Raw genomic sequence first — 22,786 nt, forward strand, 5'->3', positions numbered from 1 at the left:
AGAAGGTACGGAAAACCCCTGGTCCGTCCGCGACGGACCAGGGGTCACGGTTCCTATTGCCTGAATTCCGTAACGGCTGCTTGCCCGAATTCCGTAATGGCTGCGGAGTGTTCGGCCCCCGGGCCGGGATCAGGCGTCCGCCGCCGCGTCGCAGGCCTGTCCGCGCAATGCGCGCGCCAGGTCGTCCCGCGCCTCCAGCACCAGCCGGCGCAGCGCCGGAGCCGCCTTCTCGTGGGCCGACAGCCAGGCGTCGGCGGCGTCCAGCGTCTCCTGGGAGTCCTGGAGCGCGGGGAACAGGCCGCGCACCACGTCCATGCCGATCTGGATGGACCGCTCGGACCACACCCGGTCGATGACCGCGAAGTACTTCTGTGCGTACGGCGCGAGCAGGTCCCGCCGGGAGGGCTGGGCGAAGCCCGCGATCGTGGCCTCGACGAGCGCGTTGGACAGCGCGTCCGACTCGACCACCTGCGCCCAGGCCTGCGCCTTGACCGCCGCCGAGGGGCGGGCGGCCAGACAGCGCACCTGGTGGCGCTTGCCGGACGCGGTGTCGTCGCGGGCCAGTTCGGCGGCGAGCACCTTCTCGTCCGCGACCCCGTGCGCCGCCAGCGGCTCGAGGAACGCCCAGCGCAGCTCCTGGTCGACCACCAGCCCCTCGATCTGGTCCGTCCCCTCCAGCAGGTCCTTCAGCAGCTGGAGATCGGCCGGGGCGGACGCCGCGGCCGCGAAGAACCGCGCCCACGCCAGCTGGTGCTCGCTGCCCGGCCCGGCCGAGCGCAGCTCGGTCAGCGCGCCGTCCGTGAGCAGCCGCGCGCCCGTCTCGCGCCACTGCGGCGCCACATAGTCGACCAGCGCCGAGTCGGCCCAGGCGTGCAGCATCTGGAGCACGCCGATGTCCGACTCGCGGCCCGCGAAGCGCAGCACCAGGTCGACGAAGTCGCGGGCCGGCAGCAGCGCGTCCCGGGTCAGGCTCCACAGCGCCGACCAGCACAGGGCGCGGGCCAGCGGGTCGGTGAGGTCGCCGAGGTGGGCGCGGAGCGTCTGGAGCGAGGTGTCGTCGAAGCGGATCTTGCAGTACGTCAGGTCGTCGTCGTTGACGAGGACCAGCTCCGGCGCCTGCGCCCCGGCCAGCTCCGTCACGACCGTGCGCGGGCCCTCGACGTCCGCCTCGGCGCGCGCGTACCGCTCCAGGGCGCCGTCGGCCGTGCGCCGGTACAGGCCGATCGCCACCCGGTGCGGGCGCAGCTCGGGGTGGGACTCGGCGGCGTCCTGGAGCACGGCCAGCTCGGTGATCCGGCCCTCCGGGTCCAGCAGCACCTGCGGGGTCAGCGAGTTGACGCCGGCCGTCTGGAGCCAGGAGCGGGCCCAGGCGGCCATGTCCCGCCCGCTGGTCTCCTCCAGCACCGACAGCAGGTCGCCCAGCCGGGTGTTGCCGTAGGCGTTGCGCTTGAAGTAGCGCCGGGCGCCCTCCAGGAACGCGTCCTGGCCGACGTACGCCACGAGCTGCTTCAGGACGCTCGCGCCCTTGGCGTAGGTGATGCCGTCGAAGTTGAGCTTGGCGTCCTGCAGGTCGCGGATGTCCGCGGTGATCGGGTGGGTGGAGGGGAGCTGGTCGGCGCGGTAGGCCCAGGCCTTGCGGCGGTTGGCGAAGGTGATCCAGGCGTCGGTGAAGCGGGTCGCGCCCACGTTCGCGAACGTGCCCATGAAGTCGGCGAAGGACTCCTTCAGCCACAGGTCGTCCCACCACACCATGGTGACCAGGTCGCCGAACCACATGTGCGCCATCTCGTGCAGGATGACGTTCGCCCGCGCCTCGTACGACGCCTGGGTCACCTTCCCGCGGAAGATGTACTCCTCGCGGAAGGTCACCAGGCCCGGGTTCTCCATCGCGCCGAGGTTGTACTCCGGCACGAACGCCTGGTCGTACTTGCCGAACGGGTACGGGTAGTCGAAGTGCTCGTGGAAGAAGTCCAGCCCCTGCTTGGTGACCAGGAAGACGTCGTCGGCGTCGAAGTAGGGCGCCAGGCCCTTGCGGCACAGGGCGCCGAGCGGGATCCGCAGCGTCGTGCCGTCGGCGAACGTGCGGGAGTAGGAGTCGGTCACGTAGTGGTAGGGGCCCGCCGTCACGCAGGTGATGTACGTGGAGATCGGCTTGGTCTCGGCGAACCGCCACACCCCGTCGACGAGTTCCCCGGCCCCGTTGCTCCACACCGTCCAGCCCTCCGGCGCCCGCACCTCGAACCGGAACGGGGCCTTGAGGTCGGGCTGCTCGAAGTTGGCGAAGACGCGGCGGGAGTCGGCCGGCTCGTACTGGGTGTACAGGTACACCTCGCCGTCCTCGGGGTCGACGAAGCGGTGCATGCCCTCGCCGGTGCGGGAGTACGCGCACTGCGCGTCGACGACCAGCTCGTTGTCGGCGGCGAGGTCCTCCAGCAGGATCCGCGATCCGTCGAAGACGGCACTCGGGTCGAGGTCACGGCCGTTGAGCGAGACGGCCGTCACACTCGGCGCGACCAGGTCGGCGAAGCTCGACGCGCCGGGCTCGGCGCACCGGAAGCGGATCGTGGTCACCGAGCGGAAGGTGCGCGGCTCCTCGTCCCCGTCGCCGACGGCGGAGCGCAGGTCGAGGGACACCTCGTACCCGTCGACGGACAGCAGGGCGGCCCGCTCCCGGGTCTCGTCGCGGGTCAGGTTCTCACCGGGCACGGGCACTCCCTCTGGATGTGTCGGACACGTCATTGGACACGACGGAACAGGACCGATCCTGCCATGTGCCCCTGACGCCGGGCACGAGGGAATGAGGTGGCGCAGGCCGGTGTTGCCAATCCCCGAACCCCGTATCCCTAGGAGAGCCATGTCCGACACCGCTGCCGTGTCCGCCAAGACCCCCGTCGACTTCTGGTTCGACCCGCTGTGCCCCTGGGCGTGGATGACGTCCCGGTGGATGCTGGAGGTGGAGAAGGTCCGGGACATCGAGGTCCGCTGGCACATCATGAGCCTGGCCGTGCTGAACGAGGACCGGCTGGAGGAGCTGCCGGAGGAGTACCGGGACATGCTCGAGACCAAGGCGTGGAAGCCGGTGCGCGTGGTCACCGCGGCCTGGCAGAAGCACGGCGCCGACGTCCTCGGCCCGCTCTACACCGCGCTCGGCACCCGCTTCCACAACAACGGCGAGGGCCCCACCCTGGAGGCGATCGCCGCAGCCCTGGCCGATGTCGGCCTGCCCGCCGACCTGATCGACTACGCCGAGCAGAAGGACTTCGAGTTCGACGCCGAGCTGCGCGCCTCCCACAAGGAGGGCATCGAGAAGGTCGGCCAGGACGTCGGCACCCCGGTCATCGCCGTGCCCGGCTCCGACGGCGAGCAGATCGCCTTCTTCGGCCCGGTCGTCACCCCCGCGCCCAAGGGCGAGGAGGCCGCCCGCCTCTGGGACGGCACCCTCGCGGTCGCCTCGGTCCCGGGTTTCTACGAGATCAAGCGCACCCGGACCAAGGGCCCCGACTTCAGCAACCTCTGAGCCACCGCTGCTGCTGCCGTGACCACGATTGCGCGGTCGCGACAGCGGTCGCGACAGCGGTCGCGGCGGTGATCGCGCGGACGGCGTGACGACGGAAAGGCCCTCGCGTGGTCGACGCGAGGGCCTTTCGGTGTGTGAGGGGCGGGCGAGGGAGCGGTCAGCTCCGGGCGCGGGCCCGCTGCCTGGCGTAGCCGACGGCCGCCAGGACCACCGTCATCGCGCCCGTCGCGTACAGCTGCACGCGGGTGCCGGGCTCACGCGCCATCAGGAAGAAGATGCCCGCCATCCCGGCCAGCGCCACCCACGTCAGGACCGGGAACGCCCACATCCGCACGGTGAGCTTCTCCGGCGCCTCCCGCTCCAGCCGGCCGCGCAGCCGCAGCTGCGAGACGGCGATGAAGAACCAGACGACCAGGATGACCCCGCCGATCATGTTCAGCAGCCAGGGGAAGACGTCGTCGGGCCGCCAGTAGCTGAGGACCACGCAGACGAAGCCGAAGACGCAGGAGGCCAGTACGGCCGCGCGCGGCACCCCGCCCGACACCCGGCCCAGCACCTTCGGGCCCTGGCCGCGCTCCACCAGCGAGTACGCGATGCGCGAGGAGCCGTAGATGTTGGCGTTCATCGCGCTCAGCAGCGCCACCAGCACGACCACGTTCATGAGCTGGCCGGCGCCCGGGATGCCGAGGTGGTCGAGGGCGGCGACGTACGGGCCCTTCTCGACGACCTCCTTCGAGTCCCAGGGGACCAGGGTGACGATCAGCGCCATCGACCCGATGTAGAACAGCGCGATGCGCCACATCGCCGTACGGACCGCGCTCGCCACGCCCTTGACCGGGTTCTCCGACTCGGCGGCGGCGATGGTGACCGTCTCCAGGCCGCCGTAGGCGAAGACCGAGGCGAGCAGGCCGATGACCAGGCCCTCGCCGCCGTGCGGGAGGAAGTCGGTGAGGTTGGAGACGCCGGGGGAGTCGGTGCCCGGCAGGACGCCGGCCACGGCCAGCCCGCCCAGCACCAGGAACAGGCTGATCGCGCCCACCTTCAGGGCCGCGAACCAGAACTCGAACTCGCCGAAGTTCTTCACCGCGGCCAGGTTGGCCCCGCAGAAGGCGACCATGAACAGCGCCACCCAGGCCCACTCGGGGGTGCCGGGCAGCCAGCCGGTGACGATCTTCGCGGCGCCGATGCCCTCAAGGCCGACGGCCGTGCACAGCAGCACCCAGAAGGACCAGCCGGCGGTGAAGCCCGCCCAGGGGCCGATCGCCCGCTCGGCGTGCGCGGAGAAGGAGCCCGAGGACGGGTGCGCGGCGGACATCTCGCCGAGCATCCGCATCACCAGCATCACGAGGAGGCCGGAGACGGCGTAGGCGACGACGATCGACGGCCCGGCGGCGGCGATGCCGGCGCCGGAGCCGACGAACAGTCCGGCGCCGATCACACCGCCGAGGGCGATCATCGACAGATGGCGCTGCTTCAGGCCGTGTGCGAGGGATCCGGGTGCGGAGGAGGCGTCGTCGCGCCTGTCCTGCTGCGGCGGCGTCTCGACCGTGGTGTTGTGGGGCATGGGCGCGGCTCGTCCAGTGCGTGAGAGGGCTGCGAACCCCCATATTCTGGACAGGCGACCCGTCTATCGAAGGTAAGTGCCCGATATTCGGACACTCACCTCACGTGCCGTGGCCCTCCGGTCACTCCGAGACCGAGGTGTAGTGAGAGGCGTCACCCTCGATCGCGTAGCTCTCCTTGCCCTCGATGCCGACGGGCACGTCACCGGCGACCGTCACCCGGTGCAGCCGCCGGGGCGCGCGGTCGTAGTTGTCGACGGCGTAGTGCTGGGTGATCCGGTTGTCGAACAGGACGAGCTGGTTCTCCGACCAGCGCCAGCGCAGGATGTTCTCCGGCCGGGTGACGTACGCCTGGAGCAGGTCGAGGATCTTGCGGGACTCGCCCGGCGACAGACCGACGATGCGCTGCGCGAAGCCGCCGACGAACAGCCCGCGCTCCCCGGTCAGCGGGTGCACCCGGACCACGGGGTGGACCGTGCGGTACTTGATCGACGTGAACTGGGCGCGCTGCGCGGCCTGCTCCTCGTCGATCTCCTCCTGCGGCACCGCGTAGTCGTAGTCGTTGGTGTGCTCCGCCCACAGCGTGTCCGCGAACCGGCGCAGCGGCTCGGGCAGGTCGCGGTAGGCGGCCGCCGAACTGGCGATCAGCGTCTCGCCGCCGTACGGCGGGACGGTGATGCTGCGCAGCGTGCTGGCCTGCGGCGGGTTGAGGACGAAGGTGACGTCCGTGTGCCAGTGATTGGCGGCCCGGCCGCGCTCGCTGTCGACCGGCAGCACGTTCGGGGCGCCCTCGACCGCGCCGACGGTCGGATGGGCGGTCGTGAGGTCCCCGAAGTGCCGGGCGAAGGCCTGCTGGCCCTCGTCGTCCAGGCCCTCGGCGTCGAAGGCCAGCGCCTTGTGCGCGTTGAGCGCCTCGCGCAGCGCGGCGACGGTCTCCTCGTCCAGCGGCCGGGTGATGTCGACGCCCGAGACCCGGGCGCCGATGTTCGCGGTGATCTTCTGGATACGCAGGTCGGTCATGACGGGTGTTCCCTTCAGACGAGCGCGGGTGCGCCGGCGGTGTACTGGTTGGCGGGTCGCGGGAGGCCGTAGCGCTCCCGCAGGGTCTGCCGCGGTCCGTACTCCGTGCGGAGCAGGCCGCGGGCGCGCAGGAGGGGCACGACGTGGTCGACGAAGGCGTCGAGGCCGGAGGGCAGGACCGGGGGCATGATGTTGAAGCCGTCGGCGGCGCCGTGCGTGAACCACGTCTCGATCGCGTCGGCGACCTGTTCGGGAGTGCCGGCGAAGGTGAGGTGGCCGCGGCCGCCGCCCAGCCGTCCGATCAACTGCCGGACGGTGAGGCGTTCGCGCCGGGCCAGCTCCACCACGAGCGTGTAGCGGCTCTTCGCGCCCTCGATCGCGCTCTCCGGCGGCAGACCGGCGGGCAGCGGGGCGTCGAGTTCGAGGGTGCCGGCCGGCAGGCGCAGCAGGTTCTCCAGGTGGGCCACCCCGTGCCGGTGCACGATGTGCTCCTCCAGCACCCGCTCGGCGGCGCGCGCCTCGGCCTGCGTGGAGCCGACGACCGGGACGATGCCGGGCAGCACCTTGAGATGGCCGGGATCACGCCCGGCCGCCGCGGTACGGGACTTGAGGTCGGCGTAGAAGGCCTGCGCGTCCTGGAGGGTCTGCTGGGCGGTGAACACCGCCTCCGCGTACCGGGCCGCGAACCGCTTGCCGTCCTCGGAGGATCCCGCCTGCACGAGCAGCGGGTAACCCTGCGGGGTGCGGGGCACGTTGAGGGCGCCCTCGACGCTGAAGTACGTCCCCCGGTGCCGGGGCGGATGGATCTTGGCGGCGTCGCCCCAGACCCCGGCCGCCTTGTCGGCGACGACCGCGTCGTCCTCCCAGCTGTCCCACAGCTTGAGCGCCACGTCGACGAACTCGGCGGCGCGCGCGTACCGCTCGGCGTGGGCGGGCTCCGCGTCCAGGCCGAAGTTGCGGGCCGCCTCGGCGCCGGCGGTGGTGACGATGTTCCAGCCCGCCCGGCCGTCGCTGACGATGTCCAGGGACGCGAACTTGCGGGCCAGGTTGTAGGGGGAGTTGTAGGAGGTGGAGGCGGTGGCGATCAGGCCGATGTGCCGGGTCGCCGTCGCCAGCGCGGTCAGCAGCGTGAGCGGCTCCAGGGCGCCCGAGGGACGCTGGCCCACGCTGTTCCACAGCTGGGGTCCGTCGGCCAGGAACAGGGAGTCGAAGGTGCCGCGCTCGGCGGTCCGGGCGAGGCGGACGTAGTGCTCCAGCCGGACATGGGCGTGCGGGTCGCTCTCGGGCAGCCGCCAGGACGCCTCGTGGTGGCCGGTGTTCATCAGGAACGCGTTCAGGTGCAGCTGCCGGGTCATGCGAGGTCCTCCGTCACGCCCAGGGCGGCGAGCAGCCGCTCCCGGTACTCGCCGAGCAGCGGGTCCCGGTAGGAGCGCGGGTGCGGTCGGTCGACGGTCAGGTCGAGGCCGATGCGGCCCCGGTCGAGGACGAGCACGCGGTCGGCGAGCACGATCGCCTCGTCCACGTCGTGGGTGACGAGCAGCACGGACGGCCGGTGGCGCTCCCACAGCTCGCGCAGCAGATGGTGCATCCGGATCCGGGTCAGCGCGTCCAGCGCCCCGAACGGCTCGTCGGCGAGCAGCAGTTCGGGCTCCCTGACCAGGGAGCGGGCGAGCGCGGCGCGCTGGGCCTCGCCGCCGGACAGCTCGCTCGGCCAGGCCCGCTCACGGCCGGCCAGACCCACCTCGGCGAGCGCCTCCCGCCCCTTGTCCGTACCGTCCGTCCCCAGCAGTACGTTGTCCAGCACCCGGCGCCAGGGCAGCAGCCGCGAGTCCTGGAAGACCACCGACACCCGCTCGGGCGCGGTGAGTTCCCCGCTTCCGGTGACCTGGTGGTCCAGGCCCGCGACCGCCCGCAGCAGGGTGGACTTGCCGGAACCGCTGTGCCCGAGGAGGGCGACGAACTGTCCGGCGGGGATGTCCAGGTCGATGCCGTCGAGGACGGTACGCCCGTCGAAGGACCGGGTCAGACCCCGCAGCCGGACGGCGGGACGGGTCAGCTGCTCAGTGTGCGGCGCCACGACAGCACCCTCCGTTCGACGAGACGGACCGCGCTGTCGGAGACCAGGCCGAAGATCCCGTAGATCAGCAGACCGACGAGGATGACGTCCGACTGGCCGTAGTTCTGGGCCTGGAACATCATGTAACCGAGGCCGCTGGTGGCGTTGATCTGCTCCAGGACCACCAGACCCAGCCAGGAGCCGGTCACGCCGAGCCGGAGTCCCACGAAGAACCCGGGCAGCGCGCCGGGGATCACGATCTCCCTGACGAACCGCAGCCTGGACAGGCCCTGCACCTCGGCCAGTTCGACGAACCGCTGGTCGATGCCGGACAGCGCGGCATGGGTGTTCAGATAGATCGGGATGTAGACGACGATCGCGATGATCGCGATCTTGAAGGTCTCGCCGATGCCCAGCCACAGGATGAACAGCGGGATCAGACCGAGCACCGGGATCGCCCGGTTGAGCTGCACGGTCCCGTCGATCAGCGCCTCCCCGGTCCGGCTGAGCCCGGACGCGAGCGCGAGCACCACCCCGGCGGTCAGGCCGAACGCGAAGCCGTACGCCGCGCGTTCGAGGGAGGTGAGGACGTCGGTGGGCAGGGTCCCGTCGGTCCACAGGCGGAACCCGGTGTCCAGTACGGTCCAGGGCGCCGGGACCGCGGCGGTGTCCAGCCGGCCCGCGGCGGAGGCACCGGCCCACAGGGCGAGCAGCAGGAGCGGCCCGGCCAGCCGGGCGGCGGGGAGGCGTTTGCCGGGGGCGAGGCTGCGGCGTCGCCGCCGCGGCTGCTCCGCGGCCACGGCGGCGGGGGCGGCCGTGCCCAGGGTGGTGGTGGTCATGGCGGTCAGCTCCGGTACTCGGCGGGTACGGACTTCGCGGCGATGCCCTCGAAGCGGTGGTCGAAGAGGGAGGAGACGTCGAACTTCTTCACGAAGCCGCCCTCCGCGAGCAGATCGGCGGTCTCCTGCTCCCAGGCGATCGCCTCGTCCCAGCTCGGCGGGAACAGCGGCTTGTTGGCGAGCGTGGTGATCGCCCGCGCCTGGGGGAGGGTCAGGTTCTGCGTCTTGACGTAGAACTCCTCGTTCCAGCGGTCGGGGTTCTCGTACTGCCAGACCTGGCCCTTGGCCCACTGCGGGATGTACGCGGCGATCGCGGCCGCCTTCGCCTTGTCGGCGAGCACCGACACCGGCGCCCACAGCAGGTTGAGCAGGTCGACGACGTCGGTGGTGATCGAACGGGCGCCCTTGGACCCGTACTGCTGGAGGTAGGCCGGCGCCTGGCTGTTGGCGAGCGGGGCGATGTCGACCTGGCCGGACTGGAGCGCGGTCAGGAACTGGTTGCTGGTCAGCGGGACCAGCGTCACGTCGTCGTACTTCAGGCCCGCCTTCTTCAGCGCCCGCAGCAGCACGACACCCTGCGCCTGCCCCTGCGAGAACGCCAGCTTCTTCCCCTTGAAGTCGGCGACCGTGTGAATGTCGCTGCCGGGTTTCGTGGCGAAGAGATAGTTCGGCTTGCGGGTGACGTCGATCGCGACGATCTTCGCGTCATAACCCTGGTAATGCGCCTGGATCGGCGGGATGCCCGCGTTGTTCGCCAGGTCCAGGGATTTCGCCCGGAAGGCGTTGATGACATCGGGGCCGGCCCCGATGTTCACCCAGCTCGACACCGTGAAAGGCAGTGCGGGCAGTTTCGCCAGCCCGAACTGCAACTGCTGCACGTTCTGGTACGAGGCGATCTTCAGGCTGGTGCCGGCCGGCACCTTGTCGGCCAGTGGGGCCGTGGCGGCGCCCTTGTCGGTGGCGGCCGCGCTGGTCTCGGCGCAGCCGCTGAGCCCGGCGACACCGGCGGCGGCACCGAGCAGCGAGGCGAGAAACACCCGACGGTCATAGGACGAAGGCATGGGAGTACCCCCTGGGGGAAAGCGTCGAAAAGGCACGTACGGAATTCCGGGAACGGCGGGGCCGGGCCGGGGAATACGCGTGAGAAAGTCAGCCGGGAAACGGCTGGGAAGACAGCGGGAAGGGCGCGCTCCCGGCGCACCGGGGCGTCAGCAACAGAGAGTGCGACAGCTCATGCGAACATCGTCCTGTCCGGCCGGGAGGCCTGTCAACATTCGGAGTTTCTGAATTAATTCGATTCGGACGACGCGGTGAGCGGATCCCGGTAGAGGACGTCCAGGGCCACCGCACCGCCCGCCACGGCCAGGACGAGGTCCCGAAAGCCGGTGGGCGCGACGCACCCCGCCCGCTCCGCCCCCACCTCGTCCCGCAGCGCCGCGAGACAGTCCTCCCGGAACAGCACGCCCACCTCGGTGACGACGACCCGCTCCGGGTTGAGCACGTCCAGCAGCAGCCCCGCGGCCCGTCCCGTCATCCGCGCCCGCTCCCGCAGCAGCCGGACCGCCACCGGGTTCCCGGCGTCCGCCGCGGCGAGCACCCGCATCGGGTTGACCCCGTCGACGATCCCCGCCTCCCGGGCCCGCCGGCACAGCGTCAGCTCGCTCAGCTCGGCCTGGAGGCAGCCGGTCCGGCCGCAGTCGCACGGCTCGGTGCCACCGGCCAGCGGCAGATGCGCGACGGACCCCGCCTGGGAACGGGGGCCGTGGTGCACCTCGTCATGCGTGGCGAACGCCGCGTCGACCACGTTCCCCGCGAACAGATGCAGCACGCTGCGGCTGCCGCGCGCCTGCCCGAACAGGCGCTCCGCGTTGACCAACGCCCGCGCGTGGCCGTCCACATGGACCGGCAGCCCGGTGCGCGCCGCGAGGACCTCCCGCACCGGCACCTCGCGCCAGCCGAGCAGCGGATGCTCGACGACGGTCCCGGAGTCCCGGTCCACCCAGCCGCCGACGGCGACCCCGACCCCCAGCGGCCGGCTGTCCGCCGCCTCGGCCAGCAGCGCCTCCAGTTCTTCGGCCGCCCGTGCCAGCACCTCGTACGGCTCGGTGCAGCGGTGCTTCAACTCGCGGCGCTCCAGCACCCGTCCGCGCAGATCGAGCAGTGCGACCGTGGTGTACGGCACCGCCACGTGCACCCCGCCCACCACGAACCGGGAGTCGTCCAGATCGAGGGGCACGTGCGGGCGTCCCGCGCCCTTGGACCGTCCGGGCGCGGCGGCCTCGCGGACGAGCCCGAGCCCGGCGAGCCGGGCCACATGGTCGGTCACCGACGCCGGGGACAGCCCGGTCAGCCGGGCGATGGTGCTGCGCGCGACCGGCCCGTGCTCCAGCACCGACCGCAGCACCACACTGGCGCTGGTCCGGCGCCGGTCGCTGTCCGCGACGCGCGGGACGGCGGACGGCGCCGACGCGCGGGCCGCGGGGGTGCGGGGCGGCGAGAGGCGGGCCGACGGGGTACGGGAAGCCGCGACGGGGGACGCCACGGCCCGGGACAGGGAGCGGGGGGCGGGTACGGGCGTGGAGGTGGGAGTGGGCATGGGGCATCTCCTCGGGGAGCCGGTCCGACACTGCGCCGTCTGCTGACGTGAGGCGCGCACCGGATCGCTCCGTCCGCCTCACCCGCGGAGGCGACAGGTGGCCGTGCCCTGGCGTCGCAGGTCGACATAGCGACGCGACGAGAAGTACCGGGCCTGAGCAACCATGCGGTCGAAGCTAGCAAAACGACGGACCGCTGCCCAGACGGCGACCGACGGGCGAGACGGCCCCCCACGGCACCCGCCACCGGCGTTGGTGAATCCCTACAGAAGCCCGTCGTGCCGCCGCCCGTTGCGCAGGCCACCCGACCTCAGTGACCGGCATCACGCCGGAGCGTGCGTAGCCGACGACCTTTGTCCGAAGCCCACCAAGGCCTTGATCCTCCCTTTGTCGACCACTGACGGTGATCACGCCACGACCGCTGGGATAGCGTCACGGTGTCCCCCGCCGCCCATCCTCCGCGGAGTCCCCATGAGCACCGCTGCCGCCACTGCCACCGTCCGGCCCGGACAGGTCCTCGCCGACCTGCTCCCCGCGTCCCGCGTCCGGGACGTCGCCCTCGTGCTCGGCGGCGCCGCGCTCACCGGCCTCGCGGCCCAGCTCTCGGTCCCGGTCCCCGGCTCCCCGGTGCCGGTGACCGGCCAGACCTTCGCCGCCCTGCTGGTGGGCACCTCCCTCGGCGCCGGCCGCGGCTTCCTCGCCCTCGCCCTGTACGCGGTGGCGGGCGTCGCCGGTGTGCCGTGGTTCGCCGAGGGCACCTCGGGCGGCGCCGCGCCGTCCTTCGGCTACGTCCTGGGCATGCTGCTCGCGTCCGCCGCCGTGGGCGCGCTGGCCCGCCGCGGCGCCGACCGCTCCGTGCTGCGCACGGCGGGCACGATGCTGCTCGGCGAGGCGATCATCTACGCCGTCGGCGTTCCCTACCTGGCCCTGGCCACCGGAATGTCCGCCGCCGCAGCGATCGCGGCCGGCCTCACCCCGTTCCTGATCGGCGACGCGCTGAAGGCCGCGCTGGCGATGGGCGCGCTGCCCGCCGCCTGGAAGCTCGCCAAGCGCTGACGTCACGGCACCCGCGCGAGCGGGAGCGGAAGAGGTTCGCCGGGTCGCGCCGCGACAGCGCTCCGGCGAACCTCTTCGTCGTTCCCGGGACGGGCTCGGGTCCCGCCGGGCTCAGGCCTGCCGGGCCCGCGGCGGCCGCTGCGACCACCACAGGCCCGCCGCGCCCGCCAGGACCAGTGCCGCGCCGGCCGCGCCCAGCGGCAGGACGTCCCGTCCGACGCCGGTCCTGGGCAGCTCGTCACCGCCCGGTGCCACCGGCTGGTTGTCGGTGCCGAGCAGCAGCGGGGTGGCAGGGGCGTTCGGCGACGGGTTGGACGTGCCGAACGGGACCGGCCCCTGCTGCCAGAAGGTCTTCTTCCCGTCGGCGGTCTGCACCGGCAGGCAGATCTTCCCGGTCTTGCCCAGGTCGTACGTCGCGGAGACGTCGTACGACTTCGATTTGCCCGCCGCGAGATCGCCGACGGCGCAACTGAAACCGCTGTTCGAACCGGACGGCAGATCCTTTTTCGCGATCGCCGTGCAGCCCTGGACATCCGTGACTTCGAGGCCGTCGAAACCGACCACCAAAAGCCTGATGTCGCCGCTGTTCTTGGTTCCCTCGTTTTTCACCGTGGCTTTGATCGACGTCTTCTTCGAACCGTTGTCGACCGAGATCTTCTCCGGCAGCAGCGTGGTCAGTTTCACGCCCGCCGGTGCCTGGTCGACGGCCTTTCCCCCCTTGTCGCTACCCGGTCCCTGGTCATCGGCGGTGGCCGTGAACGGAAGGATCATCACGGCCGAGAAAGATGCCGTGACCAGCGATCCCGCAATGGCCTTCATTCGACGAGAACTCATGTTCGTCCCCCTTGCGTCCCCCTGGACTGCGCCTGAATCCGCAGTACTTGAAGAGGTACCACAAGATTTCTCCGCACTATGCTGGTACGGCCGCAAGTGTGACTATTGCGTGTCAGGGGAGGCCGGGCGGACTGCCGAAGAGGGGGTGCGGCGGAAGTGCAGGGAAAATCGGGAGACTTGGGGAGCCCGGGAAATCCGGGTGATGCGGGAGACGAGGGGGGCGCGGGAAACCCGCGGAGCGGCGGAGTTCCGGGGCTGCTGGTGACGGGACGTTATCGACTGGTCGAGAGCATCGGACAGGGCGGAATGGGGCGGGTGTGGCGAGCCGTCGACGAAATTCTCGACCGGCCGGTCGCCGTCAAGGAAATGCGGATAGACGGACTCGACGCGGAGGACACCCGCACCCGCCGCGAACGCACGCTGCGCGAGGCGCGGGCGACGGCCCGGATCGACCATCCCCACGTCGTGCGGGTGTACGACGTGGTGGACGAGGGCGAACGCCTGTGGATCGTCATGGAACTGGTGGCCGGCCGTTCCCTGGAGCGGGTCATCGTGGAGGACGGGCCGCTGGGTCCGGGGGAGACGGCCCGCATCGGCCTCGGTCTGGTGGCGGCGCTGCGGCAGGTGCACGCCGGGGGCGTCCTGCACCGTGACATCAAACCCGGCAACGTCCTGGTGGAGGGCGGCGGGCGACGCGTCGTCCTGACGGACTTCGGCATCGCCGCGATCCAGGACGCCAAGGCGCTCACCATGGTCGGCATGCTGGTCGGCTCCCCCGACTACATGGCCCCCGAGCGGATCTCCGGCCGGCACCAGGGCCCGCCGTCGGACGTGTGGTCCCTGGGCGCGACCCTCTGCGCGGCCCTGGGCGGCCGCTCCCCCTTCTCCCGCGGTACCACCCTGGCGACGCTGCACGCCGTCCTCTACGAGGAGCCCGAACTCCCCGCCTCCGCCGGTCCGCTGCACGGCGTGCTGGCCGCGCTGCTGGAGAAGGAACCGGCGGTGCGGCCGTCCCTGGAGGACGTGGAGTCGGCCCTGCGCCCGATCGCGTTCCCGGACCCGACCCCGACGCTGGCGGTCGGCGGCGGGGGAGGGCCGGCCGGGGTGCGACCGGCCGCGGACAGCGCGACGGCGGAGCCCGACGCACCCCCCGGCGCGACGTCCCCCACCGAGCCCCGGCCGCCGGACGAGCCCGGTCCGACGGCGGGGTACGAACCGGAACATCAGCCGACGGAGGAGGCCGGGCCGACGGCGGTGCAGGGGAGCGAACCGTCGGCGCTGGAGCGGGGGGTCGAGCCGCGGGCGGTGTACGAGGTCCGGGCGCGGACGGTGGCCGAGCCGGAGGCGGGGAACGCCGCGGCGCCGGGCGCCGGTGACGCTTCCGCCGCCCCGACGGCGACCGGTTCCGGTCCCGAGCCCGCCCCCGTACCCGTACCCGCGTCCGCGGTCCCGGCGCAGGCCTCCTCCGCCCCCGAGGCGCCGCCCGAGCCCGCGCCCTCGCCCGAGCCCGAGGCGCCCTCGGCGACGCCCGAGGGCCTGCCTCCGATGCCCCGGGACCCGGCTCCGACTGCCGGGCACCCGGCCCCTGGCCTCCGGGACCTGGACCCCGGCCCTCAGGACGCGGCTGCGGCTGCGGGGGATCCGGCCCCTGGCGCCCGGGACCCGGCCCCGCCCGCCCGGGACCCGGCCCCCGTCGGTCGGGATTCCGGCCCTGATGCCGAGTCGCCCACCAGGGTCCTGCCCCGGCTGTCAGGGAGGCCGTCCACCCCGGACGTCGTGGACGCCTCGCGCCTGCCGGGTCCGCGTGATCCGAGGGAGTCCGCTGCCGCCCCCGTACAGGATGCGATCCCGTCGCCGAGCCCGGCGGCCCCGCAGGACGCGCCGCCCGTACCGCCCGTACCGCCCGTACCGCCCGAGGCGGCCGGACCCGCCGGACCCGCCGGACCCGCCGAGCGCACGGGCACCGGGCCCGCGCCTCGAGAGGCCGCCACCGATGCCGTCTTCGAGGCGCGGTCGGAAGCCTGGTCGGAGGCGCGGTCGGAGGTGCGCTCCGAGACCTCCTCCAGCAACGCGGGCAACGGCAGCGGCGTCCGCGGCACCGGCGATACAGGCCGTACGGGCGAAGCGGGCGGTACGGGTCCTGCCGGTGCCGGTGCCGGTGCCGGTGCCGTCGGCCGGACTCCGGAGGCCGGCCCGCGCGCCGCGGACGCCGCCGCGGCCCACGCGCAGGCGGCGACCGAGCGGCGCCCGTTGCCCGTCCCGCCCGCGCCCCCGCCCGAGCGGACCACCGGACCGCCCTCCCCGGCGAGGGCCCGGCGCCGCGGGGCCGTCCTGGTCGCCGCCGGTGCCGCGGCCGCCACGGGCGCGGTCGTCGCGGTGGTGCTGGCGATGTCGTCATCCCCGCCCGCGGGGACCCGTGCGGGGAGTTCCTCGCCGAAGGCCTCCGCGTCCGCCCCGGCGCCGACCTCCGGCACCCCCGCGCCCACGGTCGAGGGCACCTTCCGGCCGCCCAGCCTGCCGCCGGGAGCGCACCAGGAGGCCGGCGGGTTCGCGTGGGTGACGCCCAAGGGCTGGCGGCGGGACGTGAAGACGGGCGCGGAGGTGCACTACACCTCGCCCGACGGCACCCAAGAGCTGGTGGCCAAGTCCTCGCTGGCCCGGGGCGACCTGATGGACACCTGGCGGACCTCGGAGCAGAACGCCCACCAGGGCCAGGACTATCGCAAGATCCGTCTGGACGAGACGACGTTCCGCGGCCACCCGGCGGTCGTCTGGGAGTACACGTTCACCCTGAAGGGCGTCCAGTGGCACGCCAGACTGCTGGGCTTCGACGCGAGCGGTAAGTCGTACCAGATCAACACCTGGTACCAGCCGCGGATCGAGACCCGGGCCGTGCGGACGTACGACCGGGTCAAGGACGGTTTCACGCTGCTGTGAAACCGGGGGCCCCGCGCACGTGCACCCGGGAACGGGGGAACGCGCGAGGGGAGGGAACCCGCGGGTTCCCTCCCCTCGACCCATACCCGGCGTCCGGGCGGCGGGCCTCAGCCCACCGGCACCTCGTCGGCGGCCGCCGCGGCCTCGACCGCGGCGGTCCGGCCGCCGCGGACCTTCTCCCTCACCAGGGCGATCACGATCACGACCGCCGCGACCCCCAGGGACAGCAGCACGGTCGTGCGCCCGCTGCTCTCCCCCTCGGTGTCGGTCAGCATGTAGCCGAGCACGAAGACGATCAGCGCGGCCGCCGCCCAGGTCAGGTACGGGTACAGCCACATCCTCACGACGAGCTTCTCCGGCGCCTCGGCCTGGATGATCTTCCGCATGCGCAGCTGCGAGAAGCAGATCACCAGCCAGACGAACAGGGCGACCGCACCGGAGGAGTTGACCAGGAAGAGGAAGACCGAGTCCGGGAACTTGTAGTTGAAGAACACCGCGACGAAGCCGAACGCGACGGAGGCCAGGATCGCCGCCCGCGGCACACCGCGGGACGTGGTCCGCGCGAACGCCTTGGGCGCGTCGCCGCGCCGGCCCAGCGAGAAGGCCATGCGGGAGGCCGTGTACAGACCGGAGTTGAGGCAGGACAGCACCGAGGTCAGCACGATGAAGTTCATGATCTGACCGGCGTGCGCGATGCCGAGGGAGTCGAGGGCGGCGACGTACGAGCCCTTCTCCTTGATCGACGGGTCGTTCCACGGCAGCAGGGAGACGACCACGAGGATCGAGCCGAGGTAGAAGACGCCGATCCGCCAGATGATGCTGTTGGTCGACTTGGTCACGGCCCGCTGCGGGTCCTCCGACTCGCCCGCGGCCAGGGTGGCGATCTCGCTGCCCATGAAGGAGAAGACGACGAGCAGCACACCGGTGAGGATGGCGCCCGGACCGTGGGGCAGGAAGCCGCCGTGCTCGGTCAGGTTCCCGAGGCCGGCCTTGTCGCTGTGGACGCCGGGCAGCACACCGAATACGGCGAGCGCGCCGACGACGATGAACGCGCCGATGGCGACGACCTTGATCCCGGCGAACCAGAACTCGAACTCGCCGTAGGAGCTGACGGAGACCAGGTTGGTGGCGGTCAGCACCGCCATCACGATCAGCGCCCAGCCCCACTGGGGGACGCCGGGCATCCACGACTCCAGGATCTTGGCGCCGGCGGTGGCCTCCACGGCCAGCACGACGACCCAGAAGAACCAGTAGAGCCAGCCGATGGAGAACCCGGCCCAGCGGCCGAGCGCCCGGTCGGCGTGCGCGGAGAAGGAACCGGAGGTCGGGTTGGCCGCGGACATCTCGCCGAGCATCCGCATCACCAGCACGACGAGCGTGCCGACGAGCGCGTACGACAGGAGGATGCCGGGGCCCGCGGTGGCGATGCCGGAACTCGAACCTACGAAGAGGCCGGCGCCGATGACGCCGCCGATGGCGATCATCGAGAGGTGACGGTTCTTGAGACCGGCGTGGAGAGAGGAGCCGGGATCGCCGGGCTCTCCGTGGCCGCTTCCGGTCTTCGTCAGGGTCGACTGCGAAGTCATGGAGGGATTTCCTTTGCGCCACTCGAGGGGCTCCCGCACGAGCGGTGTACGGGACGGTCCAGCGAAACGGAGGGTTACGAATCCTGGAACCTTTGATTCCGGATCGTACGTCGGAAGAACCTAAGGTTCTGTAGCCCCGGTCACACCCGTCCGTCGCACACCCACCGCTGCTGCCCCGCAACACCCGTGTCACACTCGATCCATGCGCGTGTATCTCGGCTCCGACCATGCGGGCTTCGAACTCAAGAACCACCTCGTCGAATGGCTCAAGGAGGCGGGACACGAGCCCGTCGACTGCGGCCCCCACATCTACGACGCCCAGGACGACTACCCGCCCTTCTGCCTGCGCGCCGCGGAGCGCACGGCCGCGGACCCCGAGGCCCTGGGCATCGTCATCGGCGGCTCCGGCAACGGTGAGCAGATCGCCGCGAACAAGGTGAAGGGCGTACGGGCGGCCCTCGCCTGGAGCGAGGAGACCGCGTCCCTCGGCCGGCAGCACAACAACGCGAACGTGGTCGCCGTGGGCGCGCGGATGCACAGCCAGGAGGAGGCGACGAAGTTCGTCGAGACCTTCCTCGGCACGCCGTTCTCCGGTGACGAGCGCCACATCCGCCGCATCGACATGCTCTCCGGCTACGAGACCACGGGCGACCTCCCGCCGATCCCGGCGCACCACCCGCAGCAGTAGCGGCAACAGCGGCAGACGCCCGGCCCCGGGGGTGACCGCCCCCGGGGCCCTTCGGGTTCCGACGGATCTCCCCGGGTTCCACGGTCAGCAGACCAGGACCGGCGTACGGGTGGGAAAGGACGACAGGACGTGCCAGAGGGGCACACGATTCACCGGCTCGCGCAGGACTACGCCGCCGCCTTCGCGGCCCGTGCCGCGCGGGTCACCAGCCCCCAGGGCAGGTTCGGCGAGGCGGCCGCCCTCCTCGACGGCGCCGTCCTGCGCACCGCCGACGCCCACGGCAAGCACCTCTTCCTCGGCTTCCGCGACGACGAGGACGCCGACTGGGTCCACATCCACCTCGGCCTCTTCGGCAAGGTCGACTTCGGCGACGCCCCCGCGCCCCCGCCCACGGACACCGTCCGCCTGCGCGTCGCCAACGACACCGCGTACGTCGACCTGCGCGGCCCCACCACCTGCGCGCTGATCACCCGCGCCGAGAAGCAGGCGATACACGACCGCCTCGGCCCCGATCCGCTGCGCGCGGACGCCGACCCGGCCGCCGCGTACGCCCGCGTCCGCCGCAGCCGTACGACGATCGCCGCGCTCCTCATGGACCAGAAGGTCATCGCCGGGGTCGGCAACGTCTACCGCGCCGAGGTCCTCTTCCGGCACCACATCGACCCCTACCGGGCGGGCCGGGACATCACCCCCGCCGAGTGGGACGCGATCTGGGGCGACCTGATCGGGCTCATGCGCGAGGGCGTCCGCAACAACCGCATCGACACCGTCCGCCCCCAGCACACCCCGGAGGCGATGGGCCGCCCGCCCCGCGTCGACGACCACGGCGGCGAGGTCTACGTCTACCGCCGCGCCAGCCTGCCCTGCCACCTCTGCGGCGACGGGATCCGCGCCGCCGACCTCGCCGCCCGCAACCTCTTCTGGTGCCCGACCTGCCAGCGGACCTGACCCGGCGGACCCGCGTCCCCTGACCCGGCGGACCGCGCGTCCAGGCCGCGCGGGACCGCCGGACCGGCTCAGAACCCGTGCGGCAGCCAGGGGGCCACGAGTGCGCCGAACGCCGACGAGGCCTCGACCAGGGCCCCTTGCCGCAGCTCGCGCACCCGGCCGGCCGCCGCCAGCGCGGCCAGCGACACCCCGCCGAGGTACACCGCCCCCAACTCCCGTACCGAGAGGGCGAGATCGGCGGCGTCCGTGGTGCGGACGCAGGACGCGCCCTTCGCGTCGCCGGTCAGCCGCCAACTCCCCGCGTTCCACGGGCAGAAGGCGTCCTCGACCTCGAACACCACGTCCACCGGCGCCTGGTACGTCCGCGCCGCCAGCGCCGCCCCGACCTCCACCAGCCGTACGTACAACGAGTCCCGCAGCCGCAGTCGGCACCGCCGGATGTCGGACACCTGGTACTGCCATGCCTCGTCGACGGGCCGTTCGCGCACCTTCAGCGAGGTCGTCAGGTCGATGCCGAACAGGAAGCGCCACAGCGCCGCCTCCGTCGCCGGATCGAGCGCCGCAAGGTCCTGGAGGACCACCTGCCCGTCGTGCCCGCTGTCCGTCCACCGCATCGCGACCCGGAACCGGGCGTACCCGGTGGGCTCCCCGTCCCGCTCGGCGACCACGCACTGCAACGCCGACGCGCCGTCCCGGTCCCGCTCCGTGTCCAGCAGCCACACCCGCTCCCAGCCCGGCTGCCGGGCCAGCATGCCCGCACGGGCCGGCACCGTCCGCGCGTACACCGCCTCGCACACGTCCAGGACGTCCGCCGGACGCTCGTACCGCAGCCGTACGGCATCCGTGCCGTCCGGCACGGACAGCGTCACCCGGCCGGTGTCGATCTCGGCCCTGATCCCGAAGGCCGCCGGGGCGTACCCGAACCGGCCGTAGATCGCCGGCTCCGACGCGGTGAGCACCGCCAGCGGCTCGCCCCAGGCCCGTACGTCGTCGAGCTGGCGTCGCATCATCCTCGTCAGCACCCCGCGCCGGCGGTGCGTGGCGGCCACGCCGACCATCGCGACGCCCGCCGCGGGTACCGGGGCGCCGCCCGGCACGGTCAGCCGGAACGGGTACGCCGCCGCCGATCCCACACACCGGTCCCCGTCCCACACCCCCAGCGCCCGGTCGGCGTCGACGAGTTCGTCGCGCCACAGCGCCACCACCTCGGCCGACTCCGCACCACCGCCGAAGGCACGATTCAGGTTGCCGTACCACTGGTCCCAGTCGCCCTGCCGCAGCACCCGCAGGTCGGTCGCCCCGTCGGGCAAGTGATGTGCCATGGGCCATGCGTACCAGGGCATCACGGGTGCGGCCAGCCAATTTCTCCGTGCCCGCAGCACGGCGGCCTCCCGTGAAGTTCACTGTGAGGGCGAGGCTCGGACGGGGGACAAGCGGGACCTCCCGTGCCAAGCGGCAGGTCCGATGGATAGGGTCCCGAACTAATGGCAGCAGGACGAGAGCGGCGCGCGGCGGCCGAGACGTTCACGGCCCGGTTGAAGATGCAATGGCACCGGGCCCGCGTCGGCGTGCGCAGATCCGCCGTGGACTACTTCCGCGGCGACGGCTCGGACTGGATCGCGCTGGCCGGACTGCTGCTCACCATCCCGCTGATCGCGGCCACCACCCTCGCCAACTCGGTCTGGTGCTCACCGGCCGCGCTGGTCCTGCCGATCGTCGCCGGCGGCCTGCTGCTGCGCCCGGCGAGCCTGCTGGGCCTGTACGCGGCCGCGGCCACCGCGCTGATCGTGGAGTCCGTGAAACTGGGGCCCTACACCCAGGGGCCCTCCCGGGTCACCCCTGGCGTGGTCCTGGTCGTCGCCGCCTGCGGATTCATCGGACTGCTGATCGCCCAGTTCCGCAGTCGCGTCGGCGTGCCCTGGCGGCGCGGCGGCACCATGCTGTTCGACCTGCGCGAACGCATCCGGGTGCAGAGCAAGCTGCCGAAGCTGCCCCGCGGCTGGCACCGAGAGATGGCACTGCGCCCCGCGGGCGGCCAGTCCTTCTCCGGCGACTTCGTGGTCGCGGCCCGCACGAACGGCGGCCGCACGATGGAGGTCGTCCTCACCGACGTGTCCGGCAAGGGCATGGACGCGGGCTCCCGCGCCCTGCTGCTGTCGGGCGCGTTCGGGGGTCTGCTCGGCTCCCTCCCGCCGCACGCCTTCCTCCCGGCCGCCAACGGCTACCTGCTGCGCCAGGACTGGGACGAGGGCTTCGCGACCTCCATCCACCTGGTCCTGGACCTGGACTCCGGCGACTACGAGCTCTACTCCGCAGGACACCCGCCGGGCCTCCAGCTCAGCGCGGGCAGCGGCCGCTGGGAGGAGAAGGCCGCCGAGGGCCCGCTCCTCGGTGTCTACGACGGTGCCCGGTTCGACCCGGTCAAGGGCTCCCTGCGCCCCGGCGACGTGCTGATGCTGTTCACCGACGGCCTGGTCGAGACCTCCGACCGCGACATCGTCGAGGGCATCGACCGGCTGACCGGCGCGGCCGACCGGTATGTCGCCGGCGGCTTCCAGGGCGCCGCCTGGCACCTCATCGAGGCGGTGGCGAAGGACGTCAACGACGACCGGGCGCTGCTGCTGGTCTGCCGCGAGGGCCCGACCGCGGCCGCCGTCCGGTGACCGCGGCCATGCTGACCCTCGCCGAGGTCGAGGCGCTGGCCCGGGCGGCGCACCAGGGACAGACCGACAAGGCGGGACGGCCGTACGCCGAACACCTGCGGGCCGTCGCCGACGGCGTGCGCGAACGCGGCGGTGACGACGAACAGATCGCGGCGGCCTGGCTGCACGACTCCGTCGAGGACGACGCGCTGTCCGCGCGGTGGCTGCACGAGGCCGCGCTGAGCGCGCGCACCAAGGACATCGTGCTCGCCGTCACCAAGCGGACCGGGGAGGACCCGGCGGCGTACGCGCGGCGCGTCCTCGCCACGCCCGGGGCGCTGCTGGTGAAGGAGGCGGACCTGGCGCACAACGCGGACCCGGCGCGCCTGGCGGTCCTCGACCCGGCCACCCGGGACCGACTGACCGAGAAGTACGCCCACATGCGCCGGCTCCTGGGACTTTGAACGCGCCCCGAGGACGAGCTCTGAAGGGGCGCGGGGAACTGCG

The 22,786-nt window shown here is 72.4% G+C and carries 18 protein-coding genes; 7 read left to right on the forward strand and 11 right to left on the reverse strand.

Features of this window, described 5'->3' with window-relative positions; translation table 11 throughout:
- Nucleotides 1–129: 129 nt before the first annotated feature.
- The gene (gene pepN / locus ACWC24_RS01325) at nucleotides 130–2,706 is read right to left on the reverse strand and encodes an aminopeptidase N (RefSeq protein ID WP_450660758.1); all 2,577 of its coding nucleotides are present in this window, start codon (nucleotides 2,704–2,706) and stop codon (nucleotides 130–132) included.
- Nucleotides 2,707–2,854: 148 nt separating this feature from the next.
- On the opposite strand from pepN, the gene ACWC24_RS01330 reads away from it, so the two are divergent.
- Nucleotides 2,855–3,517, forward strand: coding sequence for a mycothiol-dependent nitroreductase Rv2466c family protein (locus tag ACWC24_RS01330; protein ID WP_450660759.1), 663 nt, complete (start codon nucleotides 2,855–2,857; stop codon nucleotides 3,515–3,517).
- A 157-nt stretch (nucleotides 3,518–3,674) separates the two neighbouring features.
- Here ACWC24_RS01330 and ACWC24_RS01335 read toward each other — a convergent pair whose 3' ends face one another.
- The 7 genes from ACWC24_RS01335 to ACWC24_RS01365 all read right to left on the reverse strand — a co-directional run bounded on the left by ACWC24_RS01335 (nucleotide 3,675) and on the right by ACWC24_RS01365 (nucleotide 11,590).
- Nucleotides 3,675–5,081, reverse strand: coding sequence for an amino acid permease (locus ACWC24_RS01335; protein ID WP_450660760.1), 1,407 nt, complete (start codon nucleotides 5,079–5,081; stop codon nucleotides 3,675–3,677).
- Between the two features lie 121 nt (nucleotides 5,082–5,202).
- A complete protein-coding gene (locus tag ACWC24_RS01340; protein WP_450660761.1) occupies nucleotides 5,203–6,099 on the reverse strand; it encodes a TauD/TfdA dioxygenase family protein in 897 nt (298 codons plus the stop codon).
- A gap of 14 nt (nucleotides 6,100–6,113) precedes the next feature.
- On the reverse strand, nucleotides 6,114–7,454 hold the full coding sequence (locus ACWC24_RS01345; protein WP_450660762.1) for an LLM class flavin-dependent oxidoreductase: 1,341 nt from the start codon (nucleotides 7,452–7,454) through the stop codon (nucleotides 6,114–6,116).
- Nucleotides 7,451–8,176 (reverse strand): ABC transporter ATP-binding protein, encoded by a 726-nt coding sequence (locus ACWC24_RS01350; RefSeq protein WP_450660763.1) that lies wholly within the window; start codon nucleotides 8,174–8,176, stop codon nucleotides 7,451–7,453. Before ACWC24_RS01350 ends, ACWC24_RS01345 begins: the two co-directional genes overlap by 4 nt.
- Nucleotides 8,152–8,994 (reverse strand): ABC transporter permease, encoded by an 843-nt coding sequence (locus tag ACWC24_RS01355; protein ID WP_450660764.1) that lies wholly within the window; start codon nucleotides 8,992–8,994, stop codon nucleotides 8,152–8,154. The genes ACWC24_RS01350 and ACWC24_RS01355 overlap by 25 nt, the downstream gene beginning before the upstream one ends.
- 5 nt (nucleotides 8,995–8,999) lie before the next feature.
- Nucleotides 9,000–10,055, reverse strand: coding sequence for an ABC transporter substrate-binding protein (locus tag ACWC24_RS01360; protein WP_450660765.1), 1,056 nt, complete (start codon nucleotides 10,053–10,055; stop codon nucleotides 9,000–9,002).
- Between the two features lie 227 nt (nucleotides 10,056–10,282).
- Nucleotides 10,283–11,590 (reverse strand): ROK family protein, encoded by a 1,308-nt coding sequence (locus ACWC24_RS01365; RefSeq protein WP_450660766.1) that lies wholly within the window; start codon nucleotides 11,588–11,590, stop codon nucleotides 10,283–10,285.
- Nucleotides 11,591–12,059: 469 nt separating this feature from the next.
- Between ACWC24_RS01365 and ACWC24_RS01370 the strand changes: the two genes are divergently transcribed.
- The gene (locus tag ACWC24_RS01370) at nucleotides 12,060–12,644 is read left to right on the forward strand and encodes a biotin transporter BioY (protein WP_450660767.1); all 585 of its coding nucleotides are present in this window, start codon (nucleotides 12,060–12,062) and stop codon (nucleotides 12,642–12,644) included.
- A gap of 111 nt (nucleotides 12,645–12,755) precedes the next feature.
- On the opposite strand, the gene ACWC24_RS01375 is transcribed toward ACWC24_RS01370, so the two are convergent.
- A complete protein-coding gene (locus ACWC24_RS01375; protein WP_450660768.1) occupies nucleotides 12,756–13,478 on the reverse strand; it encodes a hypothetical protein in 723 nt (240 codons plus the stop codon).
- A gap of 306 nt (nucleotides 13,479–13,784) precedes the next feature.
- Between ACWC24_RS01375 and ACWC24_RS01380 the strand changes: the two genes are divergently transcribed.
- Nucleotides 13,785–16,415, forward strand: a complete 2,631-nt coding sequence (locus ACWC24_RS01380; protein WP_450661034.1) for a protein kinase domain-containing protein — start codon at nucleotides 13,785–13,787, stop codon at nucleotides 16,413–16,415.
- Between the two features lie 107 nt (nucleotides 16,416–16,522).
- Here the strand turns inward: ACWC24_RS01380 and ACWC24_RS01385 are convergent, their stop codons facing one another.
- Complete coding sequence (locus tag ACWC24_RS01385; protein WP_450660769.1) at nucleotides 16,523–18,001, reverse strand: amino acid permease; 1,479 nt, start codon at nucleotides 17,999–18,001, stop codon at nucleotides 16,523–16,525.
- 202 nt (nucleotides 18,002–18,203) lie between these two features.
- On the opposite strand from ACWC24_RS01385, the gene ACWC24_RS01390 reads away from it, so the two are divergent.
- The gene (locus ACWC24_RS01390) at nucleotides 18,204–18,689 is read left to right on the forward strand and encodes a ribose-5-phosphate isomerase (RefSeq protein WP_152894684.1); all 486 of its coding nucleotides are present in this window, start codon (nucleotides 18,204–18,206) and stop codon (nucleotides 18,687–18,689) included.
- A 129-nt stretch (nucleotides 18,690–18,818) separates the two neighbouring features.
- Nucleotides 18,819–19,637, forward strand: coding sequence for an Fpg/Nei family DNA glycosylase (locus tag ACWC24_RS01395; RefSeq protein ID WP_450660770.1), 819 nt, complete (start codon nucleotides 18,819–18,821; stop codon nucleotides 19,635–19,637).
- Nucleotides 19,638–19,705: 68 nt separating this feature from the next.
- On the opposite strand, the gene ACWC24_RS01400 is transcribed toward ACWC24_RS01395, so the two are convergent.
- Nucleotides 19,706–20,959, reverse strand: a complete 1,254-nt coding sequence (locus ACWC24_RS01400; RefSeq protein WP_450660771.1) for a GNAT family N-acetyltransferase — start codon at nucleotides 20,957–20,959, stop codon at nucleotides 19,706–19,708.
- A gap of 162 nt (nucleotides 20,960–21,121) precedes the next feature.
- Here ACWC24_RS01400 and ACWC24_RS01405 point away from each other — a divergent pair, with 162 nt between their 5' ends.
- On the forward strand, nucleotides 21,122–22,300 hold the full coding sequence (locus ACWC24_RS01405; protein WP_450660772.1) for a PP2C family protein-serine/threonine phosphatase: 1,179 nt from the start codon (nucleotides 21,122–21,124) through the stop codon (nucleotides 22,298–22,300).
- Between the two features lie 8 nt (nucleotides 22,301–22,308).
- The gene (locus tag ACWC24_RS01410) at nucleotides 22,309–22,743 is read left to right on the forward strand and encodes an HD domain-containing protein (protein ID WP_450661035.1); all 435 of its coding nucleotides are present in this window, start codon (nucleotides 22,309–22,311) and stop codon (nucleotides 22,741–22,743) included.
- Nucleotides 22,744–22,786: the final 43 nt, after the last annotated feature.

Source organism: Streptomyces sp. NPDC001443 (assembly GCF_053597355.1).